Consider the following 18614-nt stretch of genomic DNA (forward strand, 5'->3'; position numbering starts at 1 on the left):
TTGGCACGCCGGCCATGTCCCCTGAGCTCTGGCTGCTCACCGGGCTGGCCGGCTTCGCCGCCGGCCTGCTCGACAGCATCGTCGGCGGCGGCGGCCTGATCCTCACGCCGGCGATGCTGAACCTGCATCCGGGCCTGAACATCCTGCAGACCATCGCCACCCAGCGCACCAGTTCGCTGCTGGGTACCAGCGTGGCCGCCTGGAATTATTTCCGGCACGTCAGCGTCGAGCGCCGCATCGTGGTGCCTGCGCTGGTGTCCGCCCTCGCCTTCTCGGCCATCGGCGTCCAGTTCGCCAAACGCATCGACCCCGACGTGCTGAAGATGGCCGTGCTGTCGGTGTGCGTGCTGCTGGCCGTCTACACCGTGCTGCGCAAGGACCTGGGCCTGCGCGAACAGCGCCGCTATCCGCCGCGGGCCGAAGCCTGGGCGGCGGTGGCCGTGGGCGGCGCCTGCGGCTTCTACAACGGGCTGATCGGACCGGGCACGGGAACGCTGATGGTGTTCGCTTTCGTCAGCGTGATCGGCCTGGATTTCCTCAAGTCCTCGGCCGTGTCCAAGTCCACCAATGTCGCGGCCGACCTGAGTTCGTGGACCGTGCTGGCGCTGTCGGGCTACGTGGTGTGGCTGCTGGCGATCCCGCTGATCATCGGCAACATGCTGGGCAGCTACGTGGGCAGCAAGCTGGCGATCCGCCAGGGCGACCGCTTCATCCGCTTCGTCTTCCTGGCCGTGGTGCTGGCGCTGGTGGCACGCGTGGGCTGGGGCCTGCTGCAGTAGCGTTTGCGGCGGCAACCCGCGGGGGCAATACTCCGCCTGCCCTTCCCCACGTCCCGGGATTTCCGATGCGCCGACTGAGCCTCGTGGCCTGCCTGTTGCTGCTGGCCGGCTGCGGCCGCGATCCTGTGCCCGCCGCGACGGCACCAGACGCCCCGTCCGTTCCCGCCGCCTCCGATCGCGCCCTTGGCCCGGTCGTCGCGGAGATGAGCCTGGTGGACGCGGCGGCGCAACTGGGCGCCGGCGACCTGAGCTCCGAGGCGCTGGTGCAGGCCTACCTTGATCGCATCGAGCAGATCGACCGCGGCGGCCCGGCCCTGAATTCGATCATCGAGCTCAACCCGAACGCACTGGCCGACGCCCGCGCGCTGGACGCCGAACGCCGCGCCGGCCAGGTGCGCGGTCCCCTGCACGGCATCCCGGTTCTGCTCAAGGACAACATCGATGCGGTCGGCATGGCCAATTCGGCCGGCTCGCTGGCCCTGGCCGGCAACCGGCCCGCGCGCGACGCCTTCCTGGTCGCGCGGCTGCGTGCGGCAGGCGTCGTGATCCTGGGCAAGACCAACCTCAGCGAGTGGGCCAACTTCCGCTCGACCCGCTCCAGTTCCGGCTGGAGCTCGCGCGGCGGGCAGACCCGCAACGCCTATGTGCTCGACCGCAACCCCTGCGGCTCCAGTTCCGGCACCGGCACCGCCATCGCCGCCAGCCTGGCCGCGGTGGGCGTGGGCACCGAGACCGACGGCAGCATCCTCTGCCCGTCGGCGGTGAACGGCCTGGTGGGTCTGAAGCCGACCGTCGGACTGGTCAGCCGCGGCGGCATCATCCCGATCTCCGCATCGCAGGACACGGCGGGACCGATGGGCCGCAGCGTTTCCGACGTCGCGGCACTGATGAACGTACTGGCGGCGGTGGATCCGGCCGACCCCGCCGCGGCGGACGCCGCGGGCCGGATCGCGACGGATTATTCCGCGGGCCTGACGACGGACGCGGTGCGAGGCAAGCGCTTCGGCGTGCTGCGCCAGGCCATGGGCTTCCATCCCGACGTGGACGCGGCAGTGGAACGCGCGATCGTCAGCCTGCGCGCCGCGGGGGCCGAGGTGGTGGACGTCGAGGTGGCCACCTGGGGACAGTGGGGCGGTGACGAACTGCAGGTGCTGCTGTACGAGTTCAAGGACGGCCTGAACATCTACCTGGCCGGCGCGGGCGGCGAACACGCGTCGCTGGAGTCACTGATTGCCTGGAACCGCGCGCACGCCGCCGAAGCGATGCCGCACTTCGGCCAGGAGCGCTTCGAGCAGGCGCAGGCCAAGGGTCCGCTCACCGAGCCCGCCTACCTGCGGGCGCGCGATCGTGCCCGCCGGCTGGCGCGCGAGGAAGGCCTGTTGGCCACGATGGACCAGCATCGCCTGGACGCGGTGATCGCGCCCACCACCTCGCCCGCCTGGCCCACGGACCACGTCAATGGCGACCATTTCTCCGGCGCGGGCTACGGCATCGCCGCGGTGGCGGGAACGCCCAGCATCACCGTGCCCGCGGACGAGGTGCGCGGGCTGCCGGTGGGACTGGTGTTCATGGGCCGCGCCTGGAGCGAGGCCGAGCTGCTGGCCTACGCCTACGCCTTCGAACAGGCCACGCAGGCCCGCAAACCGCCCCGGTTCCTGCCGACGCTGCCTTACTGAGCCTGCGCGGGCCGGGCGATCTGGCCCTGCTTGCGCACGATCAGCATGGCGATCTCCAGCGACTGCTCGTAGTTCAGGCGCGGGTCCACCGTGGACCGGTAGGCGCGCTCGAGGTCGATGTCGGTCAGGTCGCGGGCGCCGCCGGTGCATTCGGTGACGTTCTCACCGGTGAGCTCCAGGTGCACGCCGCCCAGGCGGGTGCCGGCCGCGGCGTGCAGCTCGAAGCTGGCCTCCACTTCGCCGCGGATGTTGGCGAATCGGCGGGTCTTGAAGCCGTTGCTGGTGCTTTCGGTGTTGCCATGCATCGGGTCGCAAATCCACAGCACGCGGCGGCCCTCGCGGCGCACGGCGTCGAGCAGCGGCGGCAGCTTCTCGGCGACCTTGGCGTTGCCCATGCGGTGGATGTAGCTCAGGCGGCCGGGCTCGTTCTCCGGATTGAGCGCGTCGGTGAGGCGCAGCAGCTGGTCGGGCGTGACCGAGGGGCCGATCTTCACCGCCACCGGATTGCGCAGGCCGCGGAAGTATTCGACGTGCGCGCCGGCCAGGTCGGCGGTGCGCATGCCGATCCAGGGGAAGTGGGTGGACAGGTTGAACCAGCCCCACTGGCGCGGCACCTGGCGCGTCAGCGCCTCCTCGTAGGGCAGCAGCAGGGCTTCGTGCGAGGTGTAGAAATCGGCGCGGTTGAGGTCGTGCAGGGCGTTGCCGGAAATCGTTTCCATGAAACGCACGGCGTCGCCCACCGCCGCGACCATGCGCCGGTACTCATCCGACAGCGGCGAATGACCGACCCAGTCCAGGTCCCAGTATTCGGGGTGGTGCAGGTCGGCGAAGCCGCCGTCGATCAGGGCGCGCACGAAGTTCATCGTCATCGCCGAGCGCGCGTGGCCCTTGACCATGCGGCGCGGGTCCGGGATGCGGGCCTGCGCGGTGAACTCGGGCTGGTTGATGAAGTCGCCGCGGTAGCTGGGCAGCGAGACGCCGTCGCGCTCCTCCAGGTCGGCCGAGCGCGGCTTGGCGTACTGGCCGGCGAAGCGGCCCACGCGTACCACCGGCAGGCGCAGGCCGTGCACCAGCACCAGGCTCATCTGCAGCAGCACCTTGAGCCGGTTGGAAATCAGGCCCGATTCGCAGTCGGCGAAGCTTTCGGCGCAGTCGCCGCCCTGCAGCAGGAAGCGCTTGCCTTCCTGGGCCTCGGCCAGCTGCTTCTTCAGCGCCAGGATCTCCCAGGACGTGACCAGCGGCGGCAACCGGCCCAGTTCGTCCTGCACCTGGGCCAGGGCCTCCGGATCGGGATAGATCGGCTGCTGGGTCGCGACCTTGCCGCGCCAGCCGGCCGGCGTCCAGTCACTGGGCACCGATACGGGGTGGAGGTTGCGGTCGCTGGCGTTCATCGGTGCGGGATCCAGGGTGCGGAATGCGTCGGGGAAAGGAAATCATGCCACAGCGGCCTGCGCGGCAGGTCCGCGATGCCGGCGATGGGACGCGGGGCTGCCGGTACTCAGGCGGGACGGCGGCGCAGCGCGGCCCACAGCGCGCCCAGGCCCAGGCCAATGAACCAGGCCAGGGTCCAGCCGGGCATGGACACGCCCAGGAAGGTCCAGTCCACCTTGGCGCATTCACCGGATCCCTGCAGCACCTTGGCCAGGGCACTCATCGGGCCCATCGCCTCGACCATGTAGTCCAGGCCCATGCTGGTGCACAGCGGCACCTGGTCGGCGGGCAGGCCCTGCAGCCAGACGTGGCGACCGGCGATACCCGCACCCACGGCGGCCGGCACCAGCGCCAGCAGGCCGTACACCGCGCGGCCCACCCGGCCAACTGGCGCATGCAGGCCACCGATCAGGAACACCAGGCCGAGCACGGCGAAAGCGATGCGCTGCAGGATGCACAGCGGGCACGGCAGCATCAGCATGTTGAACTGCACATACAGCGCATAGGCCAGCAGCGCGGCGCAGAGCAGGAAGCCGGTGAGGAACTGCTTGCGGAAGGACCAGGCGAAGGGATTGGCGCTCATGGACGGGCTCGTGGTTGGCATCCAGCGTACACAGACTGCGCGCAGGCGGGGAAGTTTCCGCCGGCAAACAAAAACCCCGGCCGGGGCCGGGGTCTTCGCGTGATGCGGGGCGAGGCGGCCGATTATTCGGCGGCTTCGACCTGCACCGGACGATCCACCAGCTCGACATAGGCCATCGGGGCGTTGTCGCCCGGACGGAAGCCGCACTTGAGGATGCGCAGGTAACCGCCGGGACGGGCCTGGTAACGCGGGCCGAGCTCGACGAACAGCTTGCCGACCGCTTCCTTGTCACGCAGGCGGGACATGGCCAGGCGACGGTTCGCCACGCCATCGATCTTGCCGATGGTGATGAGCGGCTCGGCGACGCGGCGCAGTTCCTTGGCCTTGGGCAGGGTGGTGCGGATCAGCTCGTGCTTGATCAGGGACGCGGCCATATTGCTGAACATCGCTTCGCGATGCGCGCTGGTACGGCTGAATTTGCGTCCGGAGTTCTGGTGGCGCATGGTCGTGGTTCCTTAGTGAATTACCGGGCTCAGCCCAGCATGCCCTGCTGCAGGCCGGCCGGCGGCCAGTTTTCCAGCTTCATGCCGAGGGACAGGCCGCGCTGTGCCAGCACTTCCTTGATCTCGGTGAGCGACTTCTTGCCCAGGTTCGGGGTCTTGAGCAGCTCGACCTCGGTACGCTGGATCAGGTCGCCGATGTAGTAGATGTTCTCGGCCTTGAGGCAGTTGGCCGAACGTACCGTCAGCTCGAGGTCGTCGATCGGGCGCAGCAGCACCGGATCGATGCCCGTGGCGGACGGCTTGGCGGCGCTGCGGTCACGCTGGGTGAAGTCGCCGAACACCGACAGCTGGTCCGTGAGGATGTCAGCGGCGGTGCGGATGGCGTCTTCGGCGTCGATCGTGCCGTTGGTCTCGATTTCCAGGACCAGCTTGTCCAGGTCGGTGCGCTGCTCGACGCGGGCCGCTTCCACGGCATACGCGACGCGACGGACCGGCGAGAACGTGGCGTCCAGCACCAGGCGACCGATCGCACGGGACTCTTCGTCCGGGCGGCGGCGATCGGCGGCCGGCTGGTAGCCGAAACCGCGCTCGATCTTCAGGCGCATGTTCAGCGCCGTGTCCTTGGTGAGGTGGGCAATCACGTGGTCGCCATTAAGGATCTCGACGTTGTGGTCGACCTTGATGTCGGCGGCGGTGACGATGCCCGGGCCCTTCTTCTGCAGCGTCAGCGTGGTGTGGTCCACGTTGTGCATGCGGATGGCCACGTCCTTGAGGTTGAGCAGGACTTCAAGCACGTCCTCCTGCAGACCCTCGACGGTGGTGTACTCGTGCAGCACGCCGTCGATCTCGACTTCCGTGATGGCAAAGCCGGGGATCGACGACAGCAGCACGCGACGCAGGGCGTTGCCCAGCGTGTGGCCGTAGCCGCGCTCGAGCGGTTCGATGACGACCTTCGCGCGGTTGGAGCCGAGGCGTTCAATGTGGGGGCCGCGCGGACGCAGCACCGAAGTAGCGGTAACCGTCATGGTCAAGGTGTCTCCTGGGAGGATTACTTCGAGTACAACTCGACGATCAGCGCTTCATTGATATCCGAGGGCAGGTCGGCGCGGTCCGGGACGGCCTTGAAAACGCCGGCGAACTTCTTCGCGTCGACTTCGCACCAGCTCGGGACCAGGTCCATCTGCTGGGAGAGGTTGAGTGCTTCCTGCACGTTGAGGTGCTTCTGCGCCTTTTCGGTCAGCTCAACGCTGTCGCCAGCCTTGATCTGGAACGACGGAAGGTTGACGGACTTGCCGTTGACCAGCACGCCCTTGTGCGAGACCAGCTGGCGGGCCTGGGGACGGGTGACCGCGAAACCCATGCGGTACACGACGTTGTCCAGGCGCTGCTCGAGCATCTGCAGCAGGGTTTCGCCGGTGTTGCCCTTCTTGCGCGAAGCCTTGGTGTAGTACGAGCGGAACTGACGCTCCAGCAGGCCGTAGATGCGCTTGACCTTCTGCTTCTCGCGAAGCTGGGTGGCGTAGTCGGACAGCTTGCCCTTCTTGGCGACGGCGCCATGCTGGCCGGGTTTCTGCTCCAGCTTGCACTTGGAGTCGATGGCGCGAGCCGGCGACTTCAGGCTGAGGTCGGCGCCTTCGCGACGGGCGAGCTTACAGGTGGGACCAATGTAACGAGCCATTTTTTAGTCTCCAGTTCCCGTTAGACGCGGCGCTTCTTCGGCGGCCGGCACCCGTTGTGCGGGATTGGGGTAACGTCGATGATGTTGGTGATCTTGTAGCCGACCGCGTTCAGCGAACGCACGGCCGACTCGCGGCCCGGGCCGGGGCCCTTGATCCGCACTTCCAGCGTCTTCACACCGTAGTCGAGGGCGGCCTTGCCGGCCTTCTCGGCGGCCACCTGGGCGGCGAACGGCGTGGACTTGCGGGAGCCGCGGAAACCCGCGCCGCCCGAAGTGGCCCACGACAGCGCATTGCCCTGGCGGTCGGTGATGGTGACGATGGTGTTGTTGAAAGAAGCCTGGACGTGGGCGATACCGTCGGTGACGATCCGCTTGATCTTCTTCTTGGTCTTGACTGCCGGCTTGTTCATTGGGCCAGGTCCTTACTTCTTGATGGCTTTGCGCGGACCCTTGCGGGTACGGGCGTTGGTCCGGGTACGCTGACCGCGCATCGGCAGGCCGCGACGGTGACGCAGGCCGCGATAGCAGCCCAGGTCCATCAGGCGCTTGATCGACATGCCGACCTCGCGACGGAGGTCACCCTCGACGGTGTACTTGGCCACTTCGGCGCGGATGCGCTCGATTTCAGGCTCGGACAGATCACGGATCTTGGTGGCCGAGGCCACGCCCGCCGCTTCACAAACAAGCTTCGACCGGGTACGGCCGATGCCAAAGATACTCTGCAGGCCCACCCAGACATGCTTCTGGACAGGCAGGTTGACACCCGCAATGCGCGCCATCAGGCGTTCTCCAACTTAAATTTGAGCGCAGTGAATCACGAAGTATAACAGGGCTTGGGGTTCAATTGTAGCCCCCCGGGCCTTTCGACCCGGGAAACCCGGCATGGGGAGTGTGCCCATGCTCCGGCGACAAGCCCGGACCTGCCCTGCCCCGTTCCCGGGTCGGGCGCCCCGCGCTACTCCAGCGCAGGGACGGGTCCTGGCTTATCCGCGCGCCAAGCTGCCGCGCGGACCGCCCATCGTTGGCCTCAGCTGCGGCTCAGGCCGCGGCTTCCGCCTTTCAGATTTGCCTTCTTCATCAGGCTCTCGTACTGATGCGACATCAGGTGAGCCTGGACCTGGGCGGTGAAATCCATCACCACCACGACCACGATCAGCAGCGAGGTGCCGCCGAAGTAGAACGGGACCGCAAGGAAGGAGCGGATCAGCTCGGGCAGCAGGCAGACCAGCACCAGGTACAGCGAGCCGATCAGCGTGAGGCGGGTCAGCACGCCGTCGATGTAGTCGGCGGTGGCCTTGCCCGGCCGGATGCCCGGCACCAGGGCGCCCGACTTCTTGAGGTTGTCGGCGGTTTCCTGCGAGTTGAACACCAGCGCGGTGTAGAAGAACGCGAAGCCGATGATCATCGCGCCGTAGAGCAGCATGTGCAGCGGCTCGCTCGGGGCCAGCATCTGGCTCAGGTCCTGCATCCACACCATCAGCTTCTCGCGCCAGCTGTCGCCGGTCGCGCCGGCGGCACCGGCCTGCCCGAACCACTGCGACAGGGTCGCCGGGAACATGATCAGGCTGGAGGCAAAGATGGGCGGGATGACACCGGCCATGTTGAGCTTGAGCGGCAGGTGCGAGCTCTGGTTCATGTAGGCCTGGCGGCCGCCCTGGCGACGGGCGTAGTTCACGGTGATGCGGCGCTGGCCGCGCTCCATGAACACCACGAAGTAGGTCACCGCGACGATCAGCACCAGGATGACCAGGATCGCGAAGGCGCTGATTTCGTCGTTGGCCACCTGCTGCAGCGTGCTCAGGGCGGCGCCCGGCAGGCTGGCGACGATGCCGGCGAAGATGATCAGCGAGATGCCGTTGCCGATGCCGCGCTCGGTGATCTGCTCGCCCAGCCACATCAGGAAGATGGTGCCGGCGGTGAGCGCCACGATGGCGGTGAGCACGAAGCCCGGACCCGGGGCGTAGACGACCGGGATGCCGGCGCCGGCGCTCTGGCCCTGCAGCATGCTGGCGATCGAGCCGGCCTGGATGATCGCCAGCACCACGGCGAAGATGCGCGAGTACTGGGTCAGCTTGCGCCGACCGCTCTCGCCTTCCTTCTTCAGCGCCTTCCAGGGCTCGTAGATCTGGCCCATGAGCTGCACGATGATGGAGGCGGAGATGTAGGGCACCACGTTCAGCGCGAACAGGCTGAAGCGGTTCAGGGCGCCGCCCGAGAACATGTTGAACATGTCCACGATGGTGCCCTGCTGCTGTTCCATCAGCTGCAGCATGGCCGCGGGATCGATGCCCGGCACCGGGATGAAGCTGCCGATGCGGTACACGATCAACGCCAGGACCACGAAGATCAGGCGCTGGCGAAGCTCGGTGAATTTACCGAGCCCACCCAGGGAACTTGCTGCGGAAGAGGACTGCGTCAAGTGCTTACTCCGTCAGGCTGCCGCCGGCGGCTTCGATCGCGGCCTTGGCGCCGGCGGTCGCGAGCACGCCCTTGAGGACGAACTTCTTGCTCAGCTCGCCCTTCTTGACGATCTTCGCCTGCTTGGCGTTGGCCGGCACGAGCTTGGCGGCGCGCAGGGCGGCGAAATCGATCTCGCCGGCCTCGAGCTTGTCGAGCTGGTAGAGCAGCACTTCGGCCGTGTCGTTCTTCAGCTTGGAGCGGAAGCCGACCTTGGGCAGGCGCTTGTACATGGGCATCTGGCCGCCTTCGAAACCGGCCTTGATCTTGCCCTTGCCCGAACGCGCGAACGAGCCCTTGTGGCCGCGACCGGCGGTCTTGCCGAGGCCGGAACCGATGCCGCGACCGACGCGGACGCGGTCCTTGCGGGCGCCGTCGGCGGGCTTGAGAGTATTGAGCTTCATATGGGTTCTCCTTGGTCCGATCAGGATTCGACGCGGACCAGGTAATGCACCTGGTTGATCAGGCCGCGCACGGACGGGGAGTCCTTGAGTTCGCGGACATCATTGACCTTGTTCAGGCCGAGCGCCTTCACCGAAAGGCGGTGGCGGGCCTGGCAGCCACGAAGGCCCTTGACCAGGCGGACGGTGACGGTCTTCTCAGCCATTGAGGATCTCCTCGAGCTTCTTGCCACGCTTGGCGGCGATACGCGCCGGCGAGGTGGTCTCGGTGAGGCCCTTGACGGTGGCGCGCACCAGGTTGATCGGGTTGCGCGAGCCGACGGCCTTGGCCAGCACGTTCTTGACGCCGACGGCTTCCAGCACGGCGCGCATGGCGCCACCGGCGATCACGCCGGTACCTTCCGAGGCGGGCTGCATGAAGACGCGGGCGGCGCCGTGGCCGGCCTTGACCGGGTGCCACAGGGTGCCTTCGTTGAGGTCGACCTGGACCATCGCCTTGCGGGCGTATTCCATCGACTTCTGGATGGCGACCGGCACTTCACGCGCCTTGCCGTAACCGAAACCGACCTTGCCAGCACCGTCGCCGACCACGGTCAGCGCGGTGAAGGTGAACTGACGACCGCCCTTGACGGTCTTGGAGACGCGGTTGACGGCGACCAGCTTCTCGATGAAGCCGTCGTCGCTTTCCCCGCGATTGCGATCGCGCTCGTTGCTGCTCATGTGGATTCCTGGGTGTGCTTACGGCCTATGGCCGCTTATGGTTGTGGTTGGTTCTGGGAACTCAATACCCCTGCCCTCGCGGGCCCGGGCTTAGAACTGCAGGCCACCCTCGCGGGCGGCGTCGGCCAGGGCCTTGATGCGGCCATGGTAACGGTAGCCGGAACGATCGAAGGCCACCTTCTCGATGCCCGCGGCGAGCGCCTTGGCGGCGATCGTGCGGCCGACCTTGGCGGCGGCTTCCATGTTCTTGCTGCCCTTCAGGCCATCCTTGACTTCGGCCTGCACGGTGGAGGCCGAAGCCAGCACCTTGGAGCCGTCGGCGGTGAACAGCTGGGCGTAGATGTGCTGGCCCGAGCGCAGCACCGACAGGCGGGCGACGCCGAGCTTGCGGATGTGCGAACGCGTGGTCTTGGCGCGGCGCAGACGAGCGATGTTCTTGTCCATGATTATTTACCTCGAGGAAGCGGAAGCGCCCATTAGGCCTTCTTGGCTTCCTTCATGATGATCTTCTCGCCGGAGTAACGGATGCCCTTGCCCTTGTAGGGCTCCGGCTTGCGGTACGCGCGGATCTTGGCTGCAACCTCACCCACCTGCTGCTTGTCCGCACCCGAAACCAGGATCTCGGTCTGGGTGGGGGTAGCGAGCGTGATGCCTTCGGGGGCGACGTACACCGTGGGGTGCGAGAAGCCCAGGCTCAGCGCCAGGTCCTTGCCCTGCATGGCGGCGCGGTAACCGACGCCGACCAGCTCGAGCTTGCGGGTGAAGCCTTCGGCCACGCCCTGGATCATGTTGGCCAGGATGGCGCGGGCGGTGCCGGCCATCGGCAGGTCGTCGGCATTCACGGCCGACAGCTGGAGTACGCCGTCTTCCAGGGTGAACTCGACGCCCTTGGGCTTGGCGAGGTTCAGGGTGCCCTTCGGGCCCTTGACGGTGACCTGGTCGGCGGTGGACTTGAATTCGACGCCCTTGGGCATCTGGATCGGCTTCTTGGCAACGCGGGACATGGGTGCGTTCTCCTTAGGCCACGAGGCAAATGACTTCGCCGCCCACGCCCGCAGCGCGGGCCTGGCGATCGGTCATCAGACCCTGGGAGGTGGAGATGATGGCGATGCCCAGGCCGGCCAGCACCTTCGGCAGCTCGTCCTTGCCCTTGTACTTGCGCAGGCCGGACCGGGAGACGCGCTCGATGCGCTCGATCACCGGCTTGCCCTCGTAGTACTTCAGGGAGATTTCAAGCTTGGCCTTGGCCACTTCGCCGTTCACGCGGAAGTCGCCGATGTAACCCTCGGCCTTCAGCACGGTGGCGATCGCCAGCTTCATCTTGGAGGCAGGCATGGAAACCTGCGGCTTGCCGACGGCGAGCGCATTCTTGATGCGCACCAGCATGTCGGCGATAGGATCAGTCATGCTCATTGATTCTTACCCTTGTAGGTGTCAGGAGCACCGATATCCGCTGGCCCCGGAGGGCCGGCGATTACCAGCTGGCCTTGCGGAGGCCGGGAACGTCGCCACGCATGGTGGCTTCGCGCAGCTTGTTGCGGCCGAGGCCGAACTTGCTGTACACGCCGCGCGAGCGGCCGGTGAGTTCGCAGCGGTTGCGGACGCGGCTCGGGCTCGAGTCGCGCGGCAGCTTCTGCAGCTTGGTGGCGGCGTCCATCTTCTCTTCGAAAGAAGCGGTGACGCTGCTGATGATGTTCTTGAGTTCCGTGCGCTTGGTGGCGAACTTCTTCACCAGCTTCTTGCGCTTGATGTCGCGGTTAACCATCGACGTCTTGGCCATGATCTATATCCTCGAAATCAGTTGCGGAACGGGAAGTTGAAGGCCTGCAGCAGCGCCCGGGCTTCTTCGTTGGTCTTCGCCGTGGTGGTGATGGCGATGTCCATGCCGCGCATGGCGTCAACGGCATCGAAATCGATTTCCGGGAAGATGATCTGTTCCTTGATGCCCATGTTGTAGTTGCCACGGCCGTCGAACGAACGACCCGACACGCCGCGGAAGTCACGCACGCGGGGCAGCGAGATGTTGATCAGGCGGTCCAGGAACTCGAACATCTTGGCGCGGCGCAGGGTGACCTTGCAGCCGATCGGCCAGCCGTCGCGGATCTTGAAGCTGGCGACGGAGACGCGGGCATTGGTGGTGATCGGCTTCTGGCCGGCGATCTTGGTCATGTCGGCGACGGCATTTTCCAGGATCTTCTTGTTGCCCACGGCCTCGCCCACGCCCATGTTCAGCGTGATCTTGGAGACGCGGGGAACCTGCATGATGTTCTCGTAGCCGAACTTCTCCATCAGCTGCGGAACGACAGTTTCCTTGTAGAACGTTTCGAGACGGGTGGTCATGACATCATCCTTCAGGCGTCGATCGCCTCACCGCTCGAGCGGAACACACGCACTTTGCGTCCATTCTCGAGCACCTTGAAACCAATGCGTTCGCCCTTGCCGCTGGCCTGGTTGAACAGCATCACGTTGGAAATATGGATCGGCGCTTCACGCTCGACGATGCCGCCGGCGACGTTCGCCTGCGGGTTCGGCTTGGTGTGGCGCTTGATGATGTTGACGTTCTGCACGACGAGCTTGTCGCCGGCAACCCGCACAACCTCACCCTTCTTGCCCTTGTCGGCACCGGCGATGATGATCACCTGGTCGCCCTTGCGGATACGGTTCATGTCTGTTCCTTCGCTCAGATCACTTCGGGAGCGAGCGAGACGATCTTCATGAACTTCTCGGAGCGAAGTTCACGGGTCACGGGCCCGAAGATGCGGGTGCCGATCGGCTCCTGCTTGTTGTTCAGCAGCACGGCCGCGTTGCCGTCGAAACGGATCAGCGAACCATCAGCCCGGCGCACGCCGGAACGGGTGCGGACCACGACGGCGTCGTAGACCTCGCCCTTCTTGACCTTGCCGCGGGGAATGGCGTCCTTGACGGTCACCTTGATGATGTCGCCAATGTGCGCGTAGCGGCGCTTGGAGCCGCCGAGCACCTTGATGCACATCATTTCCTTGGCGCCGGAGTTGTCGGCGGCCTCGAGGTAGCTCTGTACCTGGATCATTTCTGGCCTCCTTACTTCGCGGCGCGCGTGATGATTTCGACCACGCGCCAGTTCTTGGTCTTCGAGAGCGGACGGCACTCGCTGACCCGGACGACGTCGCCTTCGTTGCAGGCGTTCTCTTCGTCGTGGGCGTGCAGCTTGGTCGAGCGCCGGATGTACTTGCCGTACAGGGGGTGCTTGACCTGGCGCTCCACGAGGATCGTCACGGACTTGTTCATCTTGTTGCTGACGACGCGGCCTTCGACCGTGCGCGTCTGGTTGGCATTATCGCTCATGGCTCGCCCTTACTCTTTTACAGTCAGCAGGGTCATCGTCTGCGCAATTTCGCGACGGACCAGCTTGATGCGGTGGGGGGCGTTGAGCTGACCCGTGGCCTTCTGCATGCGGAGCGCGAACTGCTCCTTGTGCAGGTCCAGCAGGTGGTTCTTCAGCTCGGTCGCCGACTTGTTACGCAGTTCCTTGAGTTCCATATCAGCGCACCGTCCGGGTCACGAAAGTGGTGGTGACCGAGAGCTTCGCGGCCGCCAGGCGGAACGCCTCGCGAGCGGTGGCTTCGTCGACACCCTCGATTTCATAGATCACGCGGCCGGGGGCGATCTGGGCCACCCAGTACTCGACGTTGCCCTTGCCGGCGCCCATGCGGACCTCGATGGGCTTCTTGGTGATGGGCTTGTCGGGGAAAACGCGGATCCACATCTTGCCGCCGCGCTTGACGTAGCGGCTGATGGAACGACGCGCGGCCTCGATCTGGCGAGCGGTGAGCTGGCCGTGCTGGGTCGCCTTCAGGCCGTACTCGCCGAAGCTGACGGCGGCGCCGGCCCAGCTAAGGCCGTCGTTGCGGCTCTTGAAGACCTTGCGGTACTTGGTTCGCTTGGGTTGCAGCATGGCGGCTTACCTCATTTCCTTCGCCGGGCGGGACGGGCGCTCGGTGCGCTCTTCCACTTTCTCCTGGCCAACCTGGCTGAAATCGAAAATCTCGCCCTTGTAGACCCACACCTTCACGCCAATGATGCCGTAGGTGGTGAGGGCTTCGGCGAAGCCGTAGTCGATGTCGGCGCGGAGGGTGTGCAGGGGCACGCGGCCCTCGCGGTACCACTCCGAACGCGCGATCTCGGCGCCGTTGAGGCGGCCGGCGACGTTGACCTTGATGCCCAGGGCGCCCAGGCGCATCGAGTTGCCCACGGCGCGCTTCATCGCGCGGCGGAACATGATGCGGCGCTCGAGCTGCTGCGCGATCGATTCGGCCACCAGCTGCGCGTCGAGCTCGGGCTTGCGCACCTCGGAGACATTGATGTGCGCCGGAACGCCCATGATGTCCGAGACTTCCTTGCGCAGCTTCTCGATGTCCTCGCCGCGCTTGCCGATCACCACGCCCGGACGGGCGGAATGGATCGTGACGCGGGCGGACTTCGACGGGCGCTCGATCAGGATCTTCGAGATGCCGGCCTGGGCGAGCTTCTTGCGCAGCATCGCACGGACCTTCAGGTCGGACGTGAGGTACTGGGCGTAGTCGCGCTTGTTGGCGAACCACTTGGAATTCCAGTCCTTGGCGATGCCCAGGCGGATTCCGGTCGGATGAACTTTGTGACCCATATGCTTCGTCCCTGCCTTACTTGCCGGAGCCCACAACCACGGAGATGTGGCTGGTGCGCTTGAGGATGCGGGTGCCGCGGCCCTTGGCGCGGGCCATGAAGCGCTTCAGGACGGGACCTTCGTCCACCATGATGCTGGTGATCTTGAGTTCGTCGATGTCGGCGCCGAGGTTGTTTTCGGCATTGGAGATGGCGGACCACAGGACCTTGCGGATCATGTGGGCGGCCTTCTTGTCCGAGAACTGCAGCAGGTCGGCGGCGCGGGCCACCGGCAGGCCACGCACCTGGTCGGCGACCAGGCGGGCCTTCTGCGGCGAGATCCGGGCCGTGCGGAGAATGGCTTTGGCTTCCATCGTCATTGCTCCTTACTTGCCGGCTTTCTTGTCGCCGCCATGACCCTTGAAGGTCCTGGTGAGGGCGAACTCGCCGAGCTTGTGGCCAACCATGTTCTCGTTCACCAGAACCGGGACGTGCACCTTGCCATTGTGGATGGCGATGGTGAGCCCGACCATTTCCGGCAGGATCATGGAACGACGCGACCAGGTCTTGATCGGCTTCTTGCTGTTGCCCTGGGCGGCCTCCACCTTCTTGACGAGGTGGTGGTCGATGAAGGGACCTTTCTTAAGAGAACGTGCCATGGCCTATCAACCCCTGCGATCGCGCACGATGAACTTCTGGGTGCGCTTGTTCTTGCGCGTCTTGTAACCCTTGGCCGGCGTGCCCCACGGGGACACCGGATGCGGATTACCCTGGCCAGCCTTGGCCTCGCCACCGCCGTGCGGATGGTCGACCGGGTTCATGGCGGCGCCGCGGACGGTCGGCTTGACGCCGCGCCACCGCTTCGCACCGGCCTTGCCCAGCTTCTCGAGGTTGTGCTCGACGTTGCCGACTTCACCGATCGTGGCGCGGCAGTCGGCCGGCACCTTGCGCATCTCGCCGGAGCGGAGGCGCAGGGTGGCGTAGCCGCCGTCGCGGGAGATCAGCTGGGCGCCGGCGCCGGCGGCGCGGGCGAGCTGGGCACCCTTGCCGGGCTTCATCTCGACGCAATGCACGGTCGAACCCACCGGCATGTTGCGCAGCGGCAGGCTGTTGCCGGTCTTGATCGGCGCATCCTTGCCCGCGATGACCTGGTCGCCCTGCACCAGGCCCTTGGGGGCGATGATGTAGCGACGCTCGCCATCGGCGTAGCACAGCAGCGCGATGTGCGCGGTGCGGTTGGGATCGTACTCGACGCGCTCGACACGGGCGGGGATGCCCTCCTTGTCGCGCTTGAAGTCGATGATGCGATACGCCTGCTTGTGGCCACCGCCGATGTGGCGGGTGGTGATGCGACCGTAGTTGTTACGGCCGCCGCTCTTGCTCTGCTTTTCGACCAGCGATTCCAGCGGGCCGCCCTTGTGCAGGCCAGCGGTGGAAACGCGCACCATGGCGCGGCGGCCAGGCGAGGTCGGCTTGAAAGTCATTAGTGCCATGGGTACTCGCCTCAGGCCTTGGCCATCACGTCGATCGACTGGCCTTCGGCCAGGCGAACGTATGCTTTGCGCCAGTCGCCGCGACGGCCGGCGCGGGAACGGAAGGTCTTGCTCTTGCCCTTCACGTTCAACACGTTGACCGCTTCGACCTTGACGTTGAACAGCGACTCAACGGCGGACTTGACGTCGGCCTTGGTCGCGGTCTGCGCCACTTCGAAGACGTACTGGTTGCTCTGCTCCTGGATCCGCGCGGTCTTCTCGGAGACACGCGGGGCGCGGATGATGCCGAGGATCTTGATGTTGCTCATGCCAGCCACTCCTCGACCTTCTTGACAGCTTCCGCGGTCATGATCACGTACTCGGCACCGACCAGGGCGACCGGATCCAGGCCCTGGACGTCGCGGACCTGCACGTACGGCAGGTTGCGGGCGGCCAGGAACAGGGCTTCGGAGCCGTCCTCGGTGACGATCAGCGGATGGGCGATGCCCATCTCGTTCAACTTGGAAACCAGTGCCTTGGTCTTCGGCTCGGAGATGTCGAACGCGTCGACGATCTTGAGGCGGTCCTGGCGGTTGAGCTCGGAGATGATCGCGCAGACAGCGGCGCGGTACATCTTGCGGTTCACCTTCTGGGCGAAGTTGCGCGGCTTGGCGGCAAACGTCACGCCACCACCGATGAAGATCGGGGCGCGGTAGTCACCGTGGCGGGCACCGCCGCCCTTCTGCTTCTTGAACTTCTTGGTCGTGCCGGAGACTTCCGAGCGCGTCAGCTGGGCCTTGGTGCCTGCACGGCCGGCGTTGCGGAACGCAACCACCACCTGGTGCACCAGATCCTCGCTAAATTCGCGACCGAAGACAGCGTCGGAGACCGACAGCTTCTTGGCGCTTCCAATAACGGCGAGTTCCATTATCTAACTCCTCAACCTTTGCTCGTGGGGCGCACGACGACATCGCCGCCCGGAGCACCCGGAACGGAACCCTTGATCGCGATCAGACCGCGCTCGGCGTCGACCTTGACCACTTCCAGGTTCTGCATCGTCTGCTGCACGGCGCCCATGTGGCCGGACATCTTCTTGCCCGGGAACACGCGGCCCGGCGTCTGGCGCTGGCCGATGGAACCCGGCGAGCGGTGCGACAGCGAGTTACCGTGGGTGGCGTCGCCCATCTTGAAGTTCCAGCGCTTGATCGTGCCCTGGAAGCCCTTGCCCTTGGTGATGCCGGCAACGTCGACCAGCTGGCCGACGGTGAAGATGTCCGCCTTGATCTCGGCGCCCACTTCGAAATTGCCCGCGTCCTTGTCGGCGACGCGGAATTCCCACAGGCCGCGACCGGCTTCCACCTTCGCCTTGGCGTAGTGGCCCGACAGCGGCTTGTTGACCAGGGCGGCGCGCTTGGCGCCGGCGGTCACCTGCACGGCGGTGTAGCCGTCGGTTTCCGTGGTCTTGATCTGGGTGATGCGATTCGGACTGGCCTCGATCACGGTCACCGGGATGGAGCGGCCATCCTCGGTGAAGATGCGGCTCATGCCCGCCTTGCGGCCCACGATTCCAATGTTTTTGGTCGTCATGGTGTTGGCCTCAGGTCAGCTTGATCTGAACGTCGACGCCGGCCGCGAGCTCGAGCTTCATGAGCGCGTCGACGGTCTTGTCGTTCGGGTCAACGATATCCAGCACACGCTTGTGGGTGCGGGTCTCGTACTGGTCACGCGCGTCCTTGTCGACGTGCGGCGACACCAGCACGGTGTAGCGTTCGATCTTGGTCGGCAGCGGGATCGGGCCGCGCACCTGCGCGCCGGTCCGCTTGGCCGTCTCCACGATTTCGGAAGCCGATCGATCAATCAGGCGATGATCGTAGGCCTTGAGCCGAATCCGGATCTTCTGGTCCGCCATGGCGATGTCCTTGTCACGGTAAAGAGCGTCGGAATCAGGGGCTTTGCGCCCTGGTTCCCGTGGAAAACAAACTCGGCGGACCATGTCTGGTCCACCGAGCAAGAAAGTATAGCTTGTGTTAAACCACCCTGTAAAGGGTTGTTTTACACAGCTTCGACCGTCCTGGCCGCGAACACGAGGGGCGTCCTGCCCCTCATTTCGTATGTAGGCCGCCCTGGGGGGCGACCGAGCCGCGAATTATAGGCTTACTTGATGACCTTGGCAACCACGCCGGCGCCGACGGTGCGGCCACCCTCGCGGATCGCGAAGCGCAGGCCCTCGTCCATCGCGATCGGGGCGATCAGGCTGACCACCATCTTCACGTTGTCGCCCGGCATCACCATCT

General features: G+C 65.8%; 31 protein-coding genes and 1 pseudogene. 2 read left to right on the plus strand and 30 right to left on the minus strand.

All coding sequences use genetic code 11. From position 1 onward, the window contains the following. Positions 1 to 14: 14 nt before the first annotated feature. The gene (locus ACOQFR_RS00585; protein ID WP_421377546.1) at positions 15 to 779 is read left to right on the plus strand and encodes a sulfite exporter TauE/SafE family protein; all 765 of its coding nucleotides are present in this window, start codon (positions 15 to 17) and stop codon (positions 777 to 779) included. 65 nt (positions 780 to 844) lie between these two features. After that, the gene (locus tag ACOQFR_RS00590) at positions 845 to 2455 is read left to right on the plus strand and encodes an amidase (RefSeq protein WP_421377548.1); all 1611 of its coding nucleotides are present in this window, start codon (positions 845 to 847) and stop codon (positions 2453 to 2455) included. Here ACOQFR_RS00590 and ACOQFR_RS00595 read toward each other — a convergent pair. The 30 genes and pseudogenes from ACOQFR_RS00595 to tuf form a co-directional block, all read right to left on the minus strand. Next, a complete protein-coding gene (locus tag ACOQFR_RS00595; RefSeq protein WP_421377549.1) occupies positions 2449 to 3846 on the minus strand; it encodes a class II 3-deoxy-7-phosphoheptulonate synthase in 1398 nt (465 codons plus the stop codon). The genes ACOQFR_RS00590 and ACOQFR_RS00595 overlap by 7 nt on opposite strands. Before the next feature lie 107 nt (positions 3847 to 3953). Next, positions 3954 to 4469 carry a disulfide bond formation protein B gene (locus ACOQFR_RS00600; RefSeq protein WP_421377550.1) on the minus strand — a complete coding sequence of 172 codons (516 nt, stop codon included), beginning with the start codon at positions 4467 to 4469 and terminating at the stop codon, positions 3954 to 3956. 122 nt (positions 4470 to 4591) lie between these two features. Beyond that, complete coding sequence (rplQ, locus tag ACOQFR_RS00605) at positions 4592 to 4972, minus strand: 50S ribosomal protein L17 (RefSeq protein WP_421377552.1); 381 nt, start codon at positions 4970 to 4972, stop codon at positions 4592 to 4594. Between the two features lie 29 nt (positions 4973 to 5001). Continuing rightward, positions 5002 to 5997, minus strand: a complete 996-nt coding sequence (locus ACOQFR_RS00610) for a DNA-directed RNA polymerase subunit alpha (protein ID WP_421377554.1) — start codon at positions 5995 to 5997, stop codon at positions 5002 to 5004. A 23-nt stretch (positions 5998 to 6020) separates the two neighbouring features. After that, the gene (gene rpsD, locus ACOQFR_RS00615; RefSeq protein WP_421377556.1) at positions 6021 to 6650 is read right to left on the minus strand and encodes a 30S ribosomal protein S4; all 630 of its coding nucleotides are present in this window, start codon (positions 6648 to 6650) and stop codon (positions 6021 to 6023) included. Between the two features lie 20 nt (positions 6651 to 6670). Further along, entirely contained in the window at positions 6671 to 7060 is a 390-nt protein-coding gene (gene rpsK / locus ACOQFR_RS00620; protein WP_290781651.1) for a 30S ribosomal protein S11, read from the minus strand. A 12-nt stretch (positions 7061 to 7072) separates the two neighbouring features. Next, entirely contained in the window at positions 7073 to 7429 is a 357-nt protein-coding gene (gene rpsM, locus ACOQFR_RS00625; protein ID WP_421377558.1) for a 30S ribosomal protein S13, read from the minus strand. Positions 7430 to 7677: 248 nt separating this feature from the next. Next, entirely contained in the window at positions 7678 to 9069 is a 1392-nt protein-coding gene (secY, locus tag ACOQFR_RS00630) for a preprotein translocase subunit SecY (RefSeq protein ID WP_421377559.1), read from the minus strand. Between the two features lie 4 nt (positions 9070 to 9073). Beyond that, entirely contained in the window at positions 9074 to 9511 is a 438-nt protein-coding gene (rplO, locus tag ACOQFR_RS00635; protein ID WP_421377560.1) for a 50S ribosomal protein L15, read from the minus strand. 20 nt (positions 9512 to 9531) lie between these two features. Beyond that, on the minus strand, positions 9532 to 9714 hold the full coding sequence (gene rpmD / locus ACOQFR_RS00640) for a 50S ribosomal protein L30 (RefSeq protein ID WP_421377562.1): 183 nt from the start codon (positions 9712 to 9714) through the stop codon (positions 9532 to 9534). Next, positions 9707 to 10228 (minus strand): 30S ribosomal protein S5, encoded by a 522-nt coding sequence (gene rpsE / locus ACOQFR_RS00645; protein ID WP_421377564.1) that lies wholly within the window; start codon positions 10226 to 10228, stop codon positions 9707 to 9709. The genes rpmD and rpsE overlap by 8 nt, the downstream gene beginning before the upstream one ends. Positions 10229 to 10318: 90 nt before the next feature. Next, positions 10319 to 10678 carry a 50S ribosomal protein L18 gene (gene rplR / locus ACOQFR_RS00650; protein ID WP_421377598.1) on the minus strand — a complete coding sequence of 120 codons (360 nt, stop codon included), beginning with the start codon at positions 10676 to 10678 and terminating at the stop codon, positions 10319 to 10321. A 26-nt stretch (positions 10679 to 10704) separates the two neighbouring features. Further along, on the minus strand, positions 10705 to 11232 hold the full coding sequence (gene rplF / locus ACOQFR_RS00655; RefSeq protein WP_421377566.1) for a 50S ribosomal protein L6: 528 nt from the start codon (positions 11230 to 11232) through the stop codon (positions 10705 to 10707). 13 nt (positions 11233 to 11245) lie between these two features. Further along, positions 11246 to 11641, minus strand: coding sequence for a 30S ribosomal protein S8 (gene rpsH, locus ACOQFR_RS00660; protein ID WP_421377567.1), 396 nt, complete (start codon positions 11639 to 11641; stop codon positions 11246 to 11248). 61 nt (positions 11642 to 11702) lie between these two features. After that, positions 11703 to 12008 (minus strand): 30S ribosomal protein S14, encoded by a 306-nt coding sequence (gene rpsN, locus ACOQFR_RS00665; RefSeq protein WP_421377569.1) that lies wholly within the window; start codon positions 12006 to 12008, stop codon positions 11703 to 11705. Positions 12009 to 12025: 17 nt separating this feature from the next. Beyond that, a complete protein-coding gene (rplE, locus tag ACOQFR_RS00670; protein WP_421377571.1) occupies positions 12026 to 12568 on the minus strand; it encodes a 50S ribosomal protein L5 in 543 nt (180 codons plus the stop codon). An 11-nt stretch (positions 12569 to 12579) separates the two neighbouring features. Continuing rightward, on the minus strand, positions 12580 to 12894 hold the full coding sequence (rplX, locus tag ACOQFR_RS00675; RefSeq protein ID WP_421377573.1) for a 50S ribosomal protein L24: 315 nt from the start codon (positions 12892 to 12894) through the stop codon (positions 12580 to 12582). Positions 12895 to 12908: 14 nt separating this feature from the next. Continuing rightward, a complete protein-coding gene (gene rplN / locus ACOQFR_RS00680) occupies positions 12909 to 13277 on the minus strand; it encodes a 50S ribosomal protein L14 (protein ID WP_034213292.1) in 369 nt (122 codons plus the stop codon). 11 nt (positions 13278 to 13288) lie between these two features. Then, positions 13289 to 13552, minus strand: a complete 264-nt coding sequence (rpsQ, locus tag ACOQFR_RS00685) for a 30S ribosomal protein S17 (protein WP_421377576.1) — start codon at positions 13550 to 13552, stop codon at positions 13289 to 13291. A gap of 9 nt (positions 13553 to 13561) precedes the next feature. Next, the gene (rpmC, locus tag ACOQFR_RS00690; RefSeq protein WP_421377578.1) at positions 13562 to 13747 is read right to left on the minus strand and encodes a 50S ribosomal protein L29; all 186 of its coding nucleotides are present in this window, start codon (positions 13745 to 13747) and stop codon (positions 13562 to 13564) included. 1 nt (position 13748) lies between these two features. Next, positions 13749 to 14162: a 50S ribosomal protein L16 gene (rplP, locus tag ACOQFR_RS00695; protein WP_421377580.1), complete on the minus strand. Its 414-nt coding sequence runs from the start codon at positions 14160 to 14162 to the stop codon at positions 13749 to 13751. A 6-nt stretch (positions 14163 to 14168) separates the two neighbouring features. After that, on the minus strand, positions 14169 to 14870 hold the full coding sequence (gene rpsC / locus ACOQFR_RS00700; RefSeq protein WP_421377582.1) for a 30S ribosomal protein S3: 702 nt from the start codon (positions 14868 to 14870) through the stop codon (positions 14169 to 14171). 16 nt (positions 14871 to 14886) lie between these two features. Next, complete coding sequence (rplV, locus tag ACOQFR_RS00705; RefSeq protein WP_421377583.1) at positions 14887 to 15222, minus strand: 50S ribosomal protein L22; 336 nt, start codon at positions 15220 to 15222, stop codon at positions 14887 to 14889. A gap of 12 nt (positions 15223 to 15234) precedes the next feature. Continuing rightward, entirely contained in the window at positions 15235 to 15507 is a 273-nt protein-coding gene (gene rpsS, locus ACOQFR_RS00710) for a 30S ribosomal protein S19 (protein WP_139447952.1), read from the minus strand. A gap of 6 nt (positions 15508 to 15513) precedes the next feature. Then, a complete protein-coding gene (gene rplB / locus ACOQFR_RS00715; RefSeq protein WP_421377585.1) occupies positions 15514 to 16341 on the minus strand; it encodes a 50S ribosomal protein L2 in 828 nt (275 codons plus the stop codon). Positions 16342 to 16352: 11 nt separating this feature from the next. Beyond that, complete coding sequence (gene rplW, locus ACOQFR_RS00720) at positions 16353 to 16649, minus strand: 50S ribosomal protein L23 (protein WP_421377587.1); 297 nt, start codon at positions 16647 to 16649, stop codon at positions 16353 to 16355. Further along, entirely contained in the window at positions 16646 to 17248 is a 603-nt protein-coding gene (rplD, locus tag ACOQFR_RS00725; protein ID WP_421377589.1) for a 50S ribosomal protein L4, read from the minus strand. Before rplD ends, rplW begins: the two co-directional genes overlap by 4 nt. An 11-nt stretch (positions 17249 to 17259) precedes the next feature. Next, positions 17260 to 17907, minus strand: a complete 648-nt coding sequence (gene rplC / locus ACOQFR_RS00730) for a 50S ribosomal protein L3 (protein ID WP_421377591.1) — start codon at positions 17905 to 17907, stop codon at positions 17260 to 17262. Between the two features lie 10 nt (positions 17908 to 17917). Further along, positions 17918 to 18229 (minus strand): 30S ribosomal protein S10, encoded by a 312-nt coding sequence (rpsJ, locus tag ACOQFR_RS00735; protein ID WP_022968186.1) that lies wholly within the window; start codon positions 18227 to 18229, stop codon positions 17918 to 17920. 245 nt (positions 18230 to 18474) lie between these two features. After that, a pseudogene (tuf, locus tag ACOQFR_RS00740) lies at positions 18475 to 18614 on the minus strand (elongation factor Tu); the annotation flags it as partial.

The sequence above is a fragment of the Arenimonas sp. MALMAid1274 genome (genome assembly GCF_049195245.1).
GTDB lineage: Bacteria > Pseudomonadota > Gammaproteobacteria > Xanthomonadales > Xanthomonadaceae > Arenimonas.